This window comes from Maricaulis sp. ABE4_448 (assembly GCF_056160825.1).
Genome location: NZ_JBSWXX010000001.1, coordinates 1046467 through 1059873, shown reverse-complemented (window position 1 = coordinate 1059873; position 13407 = coordinate 1046467). Strand labels below are relative to the sequence as shown.

Below are 13407 nucleotides of genomic sequence, written 5' to 3'. Positions count from 1 at the left end.
CGGAGCAAGAGACACGGCCTTTAGCTTGCCCCGGCAAGGTGACAACCGCATTTAGCCGGCGCACCCGGCACCGGAACGAGCTAGGCCGGAACCTTGATCGTCTCGGTCTTGCCACCCGTCATCGAATGCCAGACAGCCGTGAAGCCGGTCGCCACGAGAGCGATCAGCACACGGGCTATGATGGTGAAGAAGAGCAGCAGAATCTTGTCGTCCGACACGGCAAACCGCACGCCGGAGCGCCAGCGGCCAGCCAGCGGCAGGTGCGCGAGCTGATCTTCCACCCAGTCCGCCATATCGAGCATGGAATGCAGCACATGTTCCATGGTCAGTGCGATGAAGGCCAGCATCAAGATGGCCACGACGAAGGACAGGAAGAGCGTGGCGATCATCGAGGAGATGCGGCTGATGAAAGGCGGCTCGGCCACACGGATTTTGGCGGCCCGCGTGGTGGCGGTGAAAGCGGTCCCGAAGATCGCCAGGATGAAGCGCGCGATGACCGTGAAGATCAGCAGGACGATCTTGTCGTCACTGGCATAGATGCGCACGAGATTGTTGTACTGCTCGGGGATGGGGATGGAGGACACCCCGTCCTCGACCAGATCGGCGCCATCCTGCACCCAGCCCAGCCATTCGGGCAGGTAGAACCAGAGCAGGGCGAGCATGGCCATGGCCATCAGCATGGACACGAACAGCGTCGCCGAAATCTTGGACAGACGTGCAAACAGCATGGAACTCCCCTCCCCCGACGGCCGCGAAGAGGGACACTAGACAATAATTACGTCGAAGTCGCGACTACTCGCGCGAAAGGCGATTCGCCGGGGCGGCGCTATTCCTCGTCGTCCAGACCCTCGGCCGAACGTTCCGCCGAAGGCATCTCGACAATCTGCACCCAGTATTCACCAATCGAGTTCACCACCCGCATCAGCCGGTCGAGCGAGATCGGCTTGACGATATAGGAAGAGGCCCCCAGCCCGTAGCTGGACAGGATATCGTCCTCATCCTTCGACGTGGTCAGGACGATAATCGGGATATGCCGCAGTTCGCTGTCATTCTTGATCTCTTCCAGCGCCTCACGCCCGTCCTTGAGCGGCATGTTGAGGTCCAGGAGGATAATTCCCGGATAAGGCGTGCCCCCAAGGTTCGCATAGGCACCACGGCGCTTGAGATAATCGACAAGCTGTTCGCCGTTCTCGAGGAATTCCAGAGGATTGCGCAGGCGCACTTCCTCGCAGGCTTCCTTGAAGAGGAGACGATCATCCGGATCGTCGTCGACCATGAGAATGGTGAAAAGCCGGTTGTCCTGGCTCATGATGAAAGCCTCGTCGAATTAGTCGGCCCTGCGGGCCGGGTCGGGTGATAGGTTCGCCTGTCGGCGGGGCAAGATCAAGGTGAAGCAAGCGCCCGAACCGGGTTCTCCACGGGCGGAAAGCGACCCGCCATGACGTTCGGCAATCTTGCGGCTTGTGGCAAGCCCTACACCTGCCCCCGGATAGGCGTCGCGCGAATGCAGACGCTCGAACAGGCCGAATATGCGCTCGGCATGGCGCGGTTCGAAACCGATCCCGTTATCGCTGATCTCGATCGTCACGCGCCCGCCTGCCTCGCCCCCGTCGGCCTGACTGGAAATAAGAATATTCACACTCGCGTCCAAACGCCGGTATTTCAAGGCATTGTCGATAAGATTTTCCAAAAGTGTCCGCATCTGGCTCGCGTCAGCCTCGACTGATCCCAGCTGGCCGCACTCGATTTCTGCTTTCGCCGCCTGGATCCCGGACGCATGATCGTCAAGAATCCCGGCCAGAACTGCATCCAGGTCGACAGACGTGATAGCCGTCCGGTCGTCGCGCACCCGGATATGCACCAGCAGCGCATCGAGCAGATCGCGCATGCGCCCGGCCGCGGCGGTCATCCGGTCCAGTGGCTGCGCAAGCGCAGGATCGGGCAGGAGGCCCAGCTGGTCGCGCAGGCGGGCACCGAAAACCTGGATCTTGCGCAGGGGTTCGTGCAGGTCGTGGGTCGCCGCGTTGACGAAAACCTCCAGATCCGCCTTTTCCGACTCCAGCCGCGCGATCCGGGCACGGTCCGAGCGCTGCCGGGTCAAGACCCGGTCTGCCTGCCGCCAGCTGATAACAACCAGCGCCAGCAGCAGAGCGACCAGTGACAGCACAATTATCAGCGCAGCCGGGTTTGCCCGGGCCAGTGGCAAGCCCGCACCGGCGGCCAGCAGAAGACAGATCGCCGCCAGCACAGGCACGATACGTTGCTGCAGCCCTGCCTTGTCCGGGTCCGGATGGTTCATGAGCATGTCACGGGGCGCGCCCGCCCCGCGCCTCCCGTCAGGTAACACTGCCCTGGCGCACAGGCAGCAACAGGGTGAAGACCGCGCCCGCATCCGGTTCGCCCCAGGCCGTCAGCTCGCCGGCATGGCGTTCGGCAATCTTGCGGCAGGTCGCCAGACCGACACCGGTTCCATCGAACTCATCCCGGCCGTGCAGACGTTCGAACATGCCGAAAATTCGCTCGGCATGGCGCGGTTCGAAGCCGACACCATTGTCGGCGACCGCGATGCGCGCCATCGCCCCGTTCTCGCCAACCTCGACACTGCCCTCGATGGAGATGGCAGGCTGAACACCAGGGCGGCGGAACTTCAGCGAATTGGCGATCAGGTTGAGGAAGAGCTGGTGCATCTGGCCCGGGTCGGCCTCGATAGCCGGCAGCTCGCCGACGCGGATCCTGGCGTCTTCTGCCGCAATCCGGGGCTCCAGATCGGACAAGACATCCGCCAGCACGGTCGCCAGCTCGACCGGCAGGAAGGAGGTGGTCTTCGAATTGACCCGTGAATAACTCAGCAGATCGTCGATCAGCCGACGCATCCGCGTTGCCGCATCGACCATGCGCTCCAGATAGTGCCGGCCGGTATCGTCCAGCGCATCATAGCACTTGTTGTTCAGCCGTTCGCCGAACGCCTGGATCTTGCGTAGGGGCTCCTGCAGGTCGTGCGAGGCGGCATAGGCAAATTCCTGCAGCTCGGAGTTCGACCGTTTCAGCTCCTGAGCGTAACGGCGCAGGGCCAGCTCGTCGCGCTTGCGATTGGTGATATCGCGGAAGGTGATAACCGCGCCCATGGCCGGGTCTGACGGATCGAGCGGCGAGCTCGCCGATTCGATCGGGATGGGTTGTCCGCTCTTGGTCCAGAACACATCGCCATCCACCGTCTCGCCGGTGGTACCAGGATGATGAAGCGGGCATTCCTCGCGCGGATAAAGCGACCCATCGCGGCGAGAGTGGTGGATCACCGCATGGATATCCCGGCCGATCAGCTCGCTCTCTTCATAACCCAGCATCTGGCAGGCCCGCGGGTTGATAAAGGTCAGCACACCCTGGCCGTCGATGCCGTAAATGCCCTCGGCTGCGGTCATCAGGATCTGCGAAAGGCGCTGGTTTGCCGCGGCCGTCGCCAGCGCCCGGCGCCGGGTGATCGTCCTGTGCGCGCTGAACAGGACAGCCAGCAGGATGAAAGACAGGGCCATCGCCACGGCAAAGACCCGCAGCACGGCGCGGGCCTGGTTGGCGCCTGCCAGCGCATCGATGACCTCGATCTCGGTAACAATGCCGACATCTCGCCTGTCATCCCAGACCCAGGCGCCCATGACGAGAACGCCGCGCGCATCACGATAACCGCGCAGATTATAACCGCGCCCTTCGGTGGTGACACTCCGTGCGGCCTGGGTCAGGGGCCATTCCGCGTAGGGGCGGGACGGGATCGCGCCACGGGAGACATTGACCCCGGGATCGCGCACTTCCAGATGCAACATGGAGGGATGGCCTTCGGCCAGCAGTCCGGCCTCGATGAATTCCTCGCTGTAACGGGTTTCGGTCAGGAGCCGGCCGGTCCGGTCGATTGCGTAAGTCTCGCCGGACACGCCGGTACGTCCCACGCGGAAGGTGGCTGAATACTCGGCCAGCGGATCGACCCGCAGGGCCAGATAGCCCACCACCTCGCCGCCATCCCGGATCGGCGCGACCGAATACATCAGGATTTCCTCGTCGATCGGCGCGCCTTCCATGTCCGGAGACGGCAGGGCCAGGTCGACGATATGCGGGCGCGTCAGCACTGCGCCGCTGCGCTGGAAACGATCCCCGGGCAGAAGGTCTAGGACCAGCGCCGGCTGCGCCAGCGCGCTGTCGCGCATGGAGGACAGCGTCGTACCATTGGGCGAGATCAGCAGATAACCGCGATAGCCATATTCGGTGAGCCAGGGTCCCAGCGTCTCGCGCAGGCGGGCCTGGGCGGGCGACCGCTCCAGCTCGGACCGGACGGGCGCACGCGACAGTTCCCCCAGGGCTTCAACGACGACCTCGTTTTCCGCCCAGATACGGACATCGTTCTCGCGATCCTGGGCCCAGTCCTCAAAACGCTGGATCGTGTTGCGCAATACGGTCTGCAGCGCGGACAGGTTGGTCGAGCGGGCAGACGCCATCAACGCGCCCTCGCCCGCCATCACGGCAAGCGCAACAACGACTATGAAGCATACAGCGACAAGCCCGGGCAGGACCTGGCCGACCCAACCGTCAATGTCGGCAAGGCGCTGCAAGGCAGACCGCGCCACAGCCTGCTCCGGTTCGTTACGGAGATAGGTATCTTCGTCCGCATCTGCGGTCATTCGAATCGACCCCGCCTGAACGCCCGAAGTCCATGTTAGCGATTTTGTGGCGCTTGTCGCGTAAGACCGCCAAACTCATGGCACAAATTGGCCCGCCCCGGTCAGCCCGGGTTCACCGCCACGCCCCTAATGTCGTCAGCGTGCGCCCCGCGGTGTGCCGGTCCGGACCGGGCAACAACCCTCGCTTTGCTCCGGACCGGGCCGGTACACCGCACCTTTTCTCACCACTCATCCGGAGGATTGGCGCTTCCCGCGTATTCACGAATCCTGCGCAGCGTTGCCGGCGACGTGCCATCCGGCAGGGCGTCAGGATGGAACCAGTCCACTGCCTCGATCTCCCCGGCATGATCTGTCGGGCAGGCCCGCCAGTTTCGAACCGAGTACAGCACGACATGGTCGCCGCGAAAGCTCGCGTGATTGCTGAAGATACCAAGCAGATCGGCTGGTCCGGTCATATCCACGCCCGCTTCCTCGGCGAGTTCACGGCGCAGGGCCTCGCGAACTGGCTCGCCCCGCTCCACCCCGCCGCCTGGCAGATACCAGCCATGAACATAGGTATGGCGGACGAGTGCAACGCGCCCCTCACCGTCCGTGACAATAGCACGGACCCCAAGCGTGGTTCCCCGCGACAGACGCCACCAGGACTGCAAGATCGGGCGTACTGCCGGCTCGATGCGCGCGCGCCAGCTCATGCCGCTTCCACCGCTAGCCACCGCCTGTTCGTCACGCTATGTACGGGGCATCTGACTGCCATTTTCGGGAAAATGATCATGTACGCTCTTGTTGCCATCCTCGGCGTCGCGGCAATTTTCGGACTGCTCAACCTTATCGAATACCGCCGCCTCGACTAGTCCGCGCTTCCAGAGGTTTCCGGCATGGCTGCACCCTTGTTCATCGCCCTGATCCTGGGCGGGATCGTCGTTCTTTTGTTCGGCGGGGACCTTCTGGTCCGGGGCAGTGCCGGCTTGGCCCGGATCTGGCGGCTGCCGCCGCTCCTCGTCGGCCTCACCATCATTGCTTTCGGGACATCTGCGCCCGAACTGGTGGTTTCGGTGCAATCCGCCCTGGAAGACGTACCCGGCCTTGCCCTGGGCAATATAGTCGGCTCCAACACCGCGAACTTCCTCCTGATTCTCGGCCTGCCGGCAATTTTCGGCGCGATTCCAACCACCACGCCCGGCGTCCGACGCAATGCGATCATCGCACTCCTGGCCGCCCTCGCCTTGGTCGCGGTTAGCTGGGATCGCACGATCGACACGGTCGAAAGTGCCGTCCTGTTCGCCCTGATCATCGGCTATATCAGCCTCATGGGCTTTCTGGCCGGCAAGAAGAGCGACGACCCGTCTCTCGCTGAACTGACCGATCTCGAGCACATGGAAGGCCTGCCCAGCAGTATGGGTCGCAGCGTGGCCGCTGTTCTTGTCGGCCTGGTCGCACTGCCCGTCGGCGCGCAGATGATCGTGACGGGCGGCACCGAAGCGGCCCTCGCCTTGAATGTCGACGAAGCTCTGATCGGCCTGACCGCCGTCGCCTTCGGCACCTCCCTGCCCGAACTCGCGACCGTCATTATGGCCTCGATGCGGCGCCAGGCGGACATGGCGATCGGCAATGTGCTCGGCTCGAACATTTTCAACGTCTTCGCGGTTGGTGGCGCCACCGGTCTCGCAGCGTCGGCAGCGGGCAAGACTCTGCCGGTTCCGGACGGCTTCTTCGCACTGGATCTGTGGGTGATGATCGGCGCGAGCGTCGCGATTGCTGCCATCATCCTGGCGCGCCAGCCGATCAGCCGCCTGTTCGGCCTCCTGCTTTTCATCGCCTACATTGGCTATATGGTCGTGCTGGCCCGGTCTGCACTGGGCAGCTGATCGCTGCAGGGGACAATCCGGACGAAAGTCCCGCAGACATTTGTCCCGCAACATCGTAGCCTCCCGCCGGCGGCTATAAATCCGAGGGGGGACACATGGCTTCACCGAACACCGAGCGTCTGATCAGTATCGACGCGCTACGCGGCGTCGCGGTCCTGGGCATTCTGATGATGAATGTGCAGGGCTTCGCGATGACGCCTTTCGCCTATGACGATCCGACGATGCAGATGGATCTGACCGGCGAGAACCTGACTGTGTGGGCCCTTGCGCACACGTTTTTCCATCTGAAATTCATCACGATCTTCTCCACGCTGTTCGGCGCCGGCATCATGATGATGGTCGGTGAGAGCGAGGATACCGGACGCCACTATCCGCGCATGCTCTGGCTGCTGTTGATCGGCGCGATCCACGCCTACCTGCTGTGGTGGGGCGACATTCTTGTCACCTACGCGCTCATTGGCATGCTGGCGGTGAAAGCGCGGCGCGTGGGCACGGTCCCGTTGGTGATCTGGGGTATTGTCCTGATCCTGGTCAGCGCATTCTTCATGGTTGGCGGCACCTATCTGGGCGCTCTCTTCGCGACGCCGGACACAGCCGCGCAAGAAGAAGAGATGCTCTCGGGCTTGATCGAGAGCATGACTGCGGCCTACCAGGCCGGCTGGATCGACCGTCTGCCCTGGAATGCCGGCATGGGGCTGATGGGGCAGGTTTTCGGAATGATCCTGCTGGGCGCCCGCACACTTGGCCTGATGTTCATCGGCATGGTTCTCTTCAGAACGGGTTTCCTGTCGGCGAACTGGTCATTGGTCCGCTACGCCGTTCTGACAGCCATCACCCTGCCGCTCGGGATCTTTCTGTCGCACACCGGCACCATCGCGATGATCAATGGCGAATTCTCGACCCAGGCTGCGGCCGACGGCAATGCCTTCGCCTATTTCGGCAGCCTCGTCCATGCATTCGGCTATGCTTCGGCGGTCATGCTGTTGGCCAAGATTGGCGTCTTCAAGCTCCTGCTTGCGCCCTTCGCGGCGGCCGGGCGGATGGCCTTTACCAATTACCTTACCCAGACACTGATTATGAGCTTCATCTTCGTGGGGACACCGGGTCTCGGCCTGTTCGGCACGGTCGAACGGGTCGACCAGGCCAAGCTGGTACTCGTCGTCTGGGCGGTGCAGCTGATCTGGTCGCCGCTCTGGCTGTCGGTCTTCCGCTTCGGCCCGCTGGAATGGGTCTGGCGCTCGCTGACCTACAAGCAGGCCCAGCCGATGCTGAAGCGACGCGAGCCTGCCGCCGGGTAGACTTCGGGGCGCTGCAGCCGGTCAGGCCAGCTGCGGCGCCCACTCTTCCAGCAGGAAATCGAGAAAGGCCCGTCGAACTGGCGAATCGGTCCGCGTTGCTGGCCAGACGGCATGAAGGTCGATGGGCGGGACGGTCCAGCCCGGCGCTGGGTCGATCAGACTGCCAGCCTGCAGACGGCCTTCCACCAGATGGGCGGGCGGTGTGGCCAGTCCCATGCCCGCAAGCGCCAGCTCGATCATGGCATCGATACTGCCCACCACGACATTGCCGGGAGTCTCGACATCCACCGACTGGCCATCCGGTGCGATCAGCGTGCGCCAGGCCGGCATGGCGGCCAACCGGATCCAGCGTTGTTGCGCCAGCGATTCAGCGTTGGCACCCAAGGCACGGCCGGTCAGGAAAGCCGGCGCACAGACCAACTGGCGCCGGATGTGTCCGATCCTGCGCGCCTTCAGCGCGCTGTCCGCCAGGCGCCCGGCGCGCAGGCCGAGATCGAACCGCCCCGCGCCGAGATCCGCAACCGCGTCGGAAACATCGACACGCATCTCCACGCCAGGATGCTTGCCGGAGAACGCCGCAACCGCTTCTCCCAGCCCGGCTCCGATGATCGCCGAGGTACAGGTCACCGCCAGGATCCCGCGCAACTGACCGGTATGACGGCTGGCGAGCGCGAACGCATCGTCGCAGGCCGCGGCGATCGCGGCGGCATGGCGGCCGACCTCTACGCCCAGTGCCGTGGGAGACAGGCGACGGGTGGTGCGGTTGAGCAGCGGTGCGCCCAGGAAGCTCTCGAGCTCGCTGATGTGATAGCTCACTGTCGACGGCGCCACGCCCAGCCTGACTGCGGCCGCACGGAAGGAGCCTTCCTGCAGGACGGTCCCGAAAGTCGCCAGGGATTTGAGCCGATCCAGCATATCGATGATTTTTCGATCAATGAGTTTCAACTCGCCAGCCTAATCGACCGTAAAGCGAATTGATAGATCAGCTGAAACGGGAGACACGCGATGGGAAACCTGCTGGCGATGGGCGTCTTCGCCCTGACAATGTCGATCTCGCCGGGACCGGCAAACATGATCACCCTTTCGGCCGGGCTGCATCATGGCGCGCGCCGGGCCCTGCCTTTCGTGCTCGGCTGCACGATCGGTTTCACCGCGCTGCTCGTGACCATCGGTCTGGCGGCCAGTATTCTCGCCCGGCTGGGGCCGGTCTGGCAGATCGGCATGGCCGTTCTGGGCGCCGCTGTGATCGTCTATTTCGGCATCCGTATCGCCTTCGCCCCGACCGGCTTGCAGACTGAAGACCGGCCGGCCCTGCCCGGCCTTTGGCAAGGCGTGCTGCTGCAATGGGTCAATCCCAAGGCCTGGGGCGCCTGTCTGGCGGCGGTGTCCCTGTTCGAACTGGCGGGAGCAGGCGACCGGCTGGCGGTATTTTCCAGCCTTTACTTCGTGATCTGCCTGTTCGGGATCGGCGCCTGGGCCGTACTCGGACGCAGTATCCGCCGCTTCCTGGTCTCACCCCTGCGCATGCGGCTGTTCAATCTGGCGATCGGCGGCACGCTGGTCCTGCTGGCTGCGGGACTGATCGCTGACGGGGTGATGCGCTCAGCGGGCGGCTGATCCGGCTCAGATCTTCGGGCGACAGCGAAAGCGCGTCAGCCCGACGGCGTCTGCATCGGGATAGGCGTCGACCTTGCGGGTGGTCACCTGGGCCGCGGCGACCGCCGCCGGTTCCAGGGCGATATCGAGAATGGTCCCGCACAGGCTTTCCTGTAGGTCGAACTGCTTCTCGCCCAGCGCCTTGATGCCATTCAGGATGTAATCGTAATCGACGACCGTGGCGATATCGTCCGTGCCGCACCAGGCCTTGGACACCAGGGTGACGACATCGACCAGAACGCGCTGCTTCACACCGCGCTCATAGTCATGGATGCCGATCTCGACATCCAGTTTCACGCCTTCCAGACGGTAAACGAAGACATCCTCGCCGGTGGCGTTGGCCAGCGCGTTCTCGATGACCTGATCCAGTCTCATAAGGCGCTACTCCTCCGGCACACCGGCGGCATACATCACATCGCCGTCGCGCGCGTCGAGATGCTGGCCACCATCCACGATGATCGTCTCGCCCGTCATCGACGGTGTCGCAAGGATGAAGCGCACCGCGCGGATGATGTCCTCGGGCGTGGACCCGCCCTGCATCGGGTTCATCCGGTGCGCCCGGGCGAACTCTTCTGGCGACTGCCCGCCTGACGGCAAAGTGATGCCCGGTGCCACACCATTCACCCGCACGCGCGGGGCGAAAGCCATGGCCATGGTGGTCGTCGCGCCCAGAAGGGCCTGTTTGGCCAAGGTGTAGGAGAAGAAGTCGGGATTGAGGTTGAAGAGCTTCTGGTCGAGCAGGTTGATGATACAGCCCGACGCCCGGTCCTCGTGTCGCTTTGCCATCGCAGACGCGAGCAATACCGGCGCCACAAGGTTTACACGCAGCGTGTGTTCGAGCTGCACAGGTGTGACATTCTCCGGCCGGTCTGGCTCGAAGATCGACGCGGAATTGACCAACGCGTCGACACGGCCCACCCCGTCCATGAAACCCTCGATGCCGGCCGTGTCGTCCATGTCGAACCGGGCCGTGTCCGCCGAACCGCCCGCATCGCGGATCGCCGTGGCAACGGCCTCTGCCTCTGCGCCGGACGCGTTGTAGTGCACGACGACGTGCCAGCCATCCGCACCGAGCGCGGCAGCTATTTTGGCACCCAGGCGCTTGCCGCCGCCGGTGACCAATGCAACTTTAGCATTCATGGTTGAAGTTCTTCTCGCATCGCTTCTGGCACTGCTGATTCAGCCTTCTCTGATCGGCCCGATACCCAGTGCTCAAGATGCCGACCTGTATATCGAGTCCTGCCGCGAAGCAGTCCGTCATCCGAACCGAAGTCTGGCTGCACTTACCGTCCAGCCCCACACCATCCTATGCATCTATGACGGTTTAGAAGAGGGGCCGGAGCAGTTTGGCAACGAACTATCATCTCTGGGAATAGTTCAGCCGGACGGTCTAGTCACCTTCTCATCAGGCGGCCCCTTCATGGATTGGATCGACCTCATCGAGGCTCTCGATCCACCGTTCGACTTTATCATCGTTGATCGCTTGTGCGCTTCGAGCTGTGCCAATTACGCCTTCCCACTCGCTCACAACAAGATTGTTCCTGAAGGCAGTTTTGTAGCGTGGCACGGCGGCCCGACAGACAATGTCGTCTTCCTGCGCGATTGGATATTCGATGTCGTCACACCGGTAGAGGTCCTCAGTGATCGAGAAACCCTTGACGCGCATCTGGAATACGCTCTTGCTGCGGGCAAGCGTACGGCGGCACTATACGGCTTGACCGGAGCGCACATCGAAATTCTGGAAGCCAGTCACGATCCCGATCTGCCACCCGGTATAAGCTGGTGGCTTAGCTGGCCGCTTGTTTTTCAGCGAAGAAACACCATTTCAATCGCTTATCCGCCCGAAACACTGGAATACTGCTTCGGCATTGGCGGACTTGAGGCGATGACGCACCCCGGTGGAAATGTAGAGACAATCCGCGCCGCCCAACGCTCCCTGCCGGGCTGGCCCATCATCATTAGCATGCCTCGCGAGACCGACTCTGCGGGATGTCCCATCGAGCCCCGTGCTGAATCAAGTGAACGGGGCTAAGCCCTTGCGGCATCAGTCGCACGAAACAATCCTAGTGATATGAGCACGACAGCAGCACCGTCAGGCCCCGCTCTCATCGCCGACTACGTCAAGCGGCTGCCGCCCAAGCCCGGCGTTTACCGGATGATCGGCGAGGACGGGCAGATCCTCTATGTCGGCAAGGCACGCAATCTGAAGAACCGGGTGAGCAACTACGCCGCCGGGCGCGGCCATTCCAACCGTATCGCGCTGATGATCGCGCTGACGCATTCCATGGAGTTCGTGGTCACCCAGACCGAGACCGAGGCGCTGCTGCTTGAGGCCAATCTCATCAAGCGCCTGAAGCCGCGGTTCAACATCCTGCTGCGCGACGACAAGAGCTTCCCCTATATCCTGATCCGCAAGGACCACCCGGCGCCGCAATTGCTCAAGCATCGCGGCGCACGCAAGACGAAGGGCGATTATTTCGGCCCCTTTGCCTCGGTCGGCGCAGTGAACCAGACGCTGAACACGCTGCAGAAAGCCTTCCTGATCCGCACCTGCAGCGACAGCGTCTATGAGGGCCGCTCGCGCCCCTGCATGCTCTACCAGATCAAGCGCTGTGCCGGGCCCTGTGTCGATCTGGTCGAACCGGCGGCCTATGACGAGCTGGTCAAGGAGGCGACGGACTTCCTGCGCGGCCGCTCCAACGCCCTGCGCCAGGAGCTGCAGACCCGGATGAGCGAAGCGGCCGAGGCAATGGATTTCGAGACCGCCGCCAAGCTGCGCGACCGGATCCGCGCGATTGCAGCCGTGACGACCGACCAGGGCATCAATCCGGACGGGGTGGAAGAGGCTGATGTCATCGCCATCGCCCAGGATGGCGGCAAGTCCTGTGTCCAGGTGTTCTTTTTCAGGGCCGGGCAGAACTGGGGCAACCAGTCCTTCTTCCCGCGCCATGAAAACGATGCCGAACCGGCTGACGTTCTGGCGGCCTTCCTGGCGCAATTCTACGACGACAAGCCGGCCCCGGGCCTGCTTCTGCTGTCGCACGAGATCGAGGAAGCCGGGCTGCTGGCCGAAGCCCTGTCCCTGCGGGCCGAACGCAAGGTGCAGCTGCACACACCCCAGCGCGGCGAAAAGCGCAAACTGGTCGAGCGTACGGCGACGAATGCCAGGGAAGCGCTCGCCCGGCGCCTGTCGGAAAGCGCCACCCAGACCCAGCTTCTCAAGGGCGTGCAGCGTATCTTCGAACTGGAGGACATCCCCCAGCGCATTGAGGTTTACGACAACTCCCACATCCAGGGCACGAACGCGCTGGGTGCGATGATCGTGGCGGGGCCGGAGGGTTTCGAGAAGAACCATTATCGCCGCTTCAACATGAAGGGGGATGACGCGGCCACGAACGATGATTTCGCGATGATGCAGGCCATGCTGCGCCGCCGCTTGTCGCGCCTGATCAAGGAGCGCGAGGAAGGCGCCCCCGTGCCCGACCTGATCCTGATCGATGGCGGCAAGGGGCAATTGTCCTCGGTATTGGAAGTCGCCGAAGAACTGGGCGTGACCGATATCGCCATCGCCGCCATCGCCAAGGGACCCGAGCGCGATGCCGGCCGCGAGGCCTTCTACCTGCCGGGCAAACCGCCCTTCAAATTGCCGCAGAAAGACCCGGTGCTCTACTATCTCCAGCGCCTGCGCGACGAGGCCCACCGCTTTGCCATTGGCGGCCACCGGGCCAAGCGCAAGAAGCAGATGGCGGAAAACCCGCTGGACGATATTCCCGGCATCGGCCCGTCCCGCAAAAAGGCCCTGCTGGCGCATTTCGGGTCGGCCAAGGCGGTGCGAAATGCAGCCCTGGCCGACCTTGAAGCAGTTGACGGCGTGTCGAAAGCCATGGCCAAAAGGATCCACGACTGGTTCCAGAGGTAATCCGC

At 63.2% G+C, this 13407-nt stretch carries 13 protein-coding genes; 5 read left to right on the top strand and 8 right to left on the bottom strand.

Features of this window, described 5'->3' with window-relative positions; genetic code table 11:
• Nucleotides 1–80: 80 nt before the first annotated feature.
• The 5 genes from ACXAJV_RS05075 to ACXAJV_RS05055 form a co-directional block, all read right to left on the bottom strand.
• Nucleotides 81–728, bottom strand: a complete 648-nt coding sequence (locus ACXAJV_RS05075; RefSeq protein ID WP_475082641.1) for a hypothetical protein — start codon at nt 726–728, stop codon at nt 81–83.
• Between the two features lie 98 nt (nt 729–826).
• On the bottom strand, nt 827–1309 hold the full coding sequence (locus ACXAJV_RS05070) for a response regulator (RefSeq protein ID WP_475082639.1): 483 nt from the start codon (nt 1307–1309) through the stop codon (nt 827–829).
• Between the two features lie 18 nt (nt 1310–1327).
• The gene (locus tag ACXAJV_RS05065; RefSeq protein ID WP_475082637.1) at nt 1328–2299 is read right to left on the bottom strand and encodes a sensor histidine kinase; all 972 of its coding nucleotides are present in this window, start codon (nt 2297–2299) and stop codon (nt 1328–1330) included.
• Between the two features lie 37 nt (nt 2300–2336).
• Complete coding sequence (locus tag ACXAJV_RS05060; RefSeq protein ID WP_475082635.1) at nt 2337–4664, bottom strand: sensor histidine kinase; 2328 nt, start codon at nt 4662–4664, stop codon at nt 2337–2339.
• Nucleotides 4665–4885: 221 nt separating this feature from the next.
• A complete protein-coding gene (locus tag ACXAJV_RS05055) occupies nt 4886–5356 on the bottom strand; it encodes an NUDIX domain-containing protein (protein WP_475082633.1) in 471 nt (156 codons plus the stop codon).
• Nucleotides 5357–5539: 183 nt separating this feature from the next.
• On the opposite strand from ACXAJV_RS05055, the gene ACXAJV_RS05050 reads away from it, so the two are divergent.
• Entirely contained in the window at nt 5540–6529 is a 990-nt protein-coding gene (locus ACXAJV_RS05050) for a calcium/sodium antiporter (protein ID WP_475082631.1), read from the top strand.
• A gap of 95 nt (nt 6530–6624) precedes the next feature.
• Nucleotides 6625–7827, top strand: a complete 1203-nt coding sequence (locus ACXAJV_RS05045; RefSeq protein WP_475082629.1) for a DUF418 domain-containing protein — start codon at nt 6625–6627, stop codon at nt 7825–7827.
• A gap of 21 nt (nt 7828–7848) precedes the next feature.
• On the opposite strand, the gene ACXAJV_RS05040 is transcribed toward ACXAJV_RS05045, so the two are convergent.
• Entirely contained in the window at nt 7849–8742 is an 894-nt protein-coding gene (locus ACXAJV_RS05040) for a LysR family transcriptional regulator (protein WP_475082627.1), read from the bottom strand.
• Between the two features lie 90 nt (nt 8743–8832).
• Here ACXAJV_RS05040 and ACXAJV_RS05035 point away from each other — a divergent pair, with 90 nt between their 5' ends.
• Nucleotides 8833–9444 (top strand): LysE family translocator, encoded by a 612-nt coding sequence (locus tag ACXAJV_RS05035; protein ID WP_475082626.1) that lies wholly within the window; start codon nt 8833–8835, stop codon nt 9442–9444.
• A gap of 6 nt (nt 9445–9450) precedes the next feature.
• Here ACXAJV_RS05035 and ACXAJV_RS05030 read toward each other — a convergent pair whose 3' ends face one another.
• Both ACXAJV_RS05030 and ACXAJV_RS05025 read right to left on the bottom strand, forming a co-directional pair.
• The gene (locus tag ACXAJV_RS05030; protein ID WP_475082623.1) at nt 9451–9858 is read right to left on the bottom strand and encodes a dihydroneopterin aldolase; all 408 of its coding nucleotides are present in this window, start codon (nt 9856–9858) and stop codon (nt 9451–9453) included.
• Between the two features lie 6 nt (nt 9859–9864).
• A complete protein-coding gene (locus ACXAJV_RS05025; protein WP_475082621.1) occupies nt 9865–10623 on the bottom strand; it encodes an SDR family oxidoreductase in 759 nt (252 codons plus the stop codon).
• On the opposite strand from ACXAJV_RS05025, the gene ACXAJV_RS05020 reads away from it, so the two are divergent.
• Both ACXAJV_RS05020 and uvrC read left to right on the top strand, forming a co-directional pair.
• Nucleotides 10622–11515 carry a hypothetical protein gene (locus ACXAJV_RS05020; RefSeq protein ID WP_475082618.1) on the top strand — a complete coding sequence of 298 codons (894 nt, stop codon included), beginning with the start codon at nt 10622–10624 and terminating at the stop codon, nt 11513–11515. The genes ACXAJV_RS05025 and ACXAJV_RS05020 overlap by 2 nt on opposite strands.
• Before the next feature lie 39 nt (nt 11516–11554).
• Nucleotides 11555–13402 (top strand): excinuclease ABC subunit UvrC, encoded by a 1848-nt coding sequence (gene uvrC, locus ACXAJV_RS05015; protein WP_475082616.1) that lies wholly within the window; start codon nt 11555–11557, stop codon nt 13400–13402.
• Nucleotides 13403–13407 lie beyond the last annotated feature (5 nt).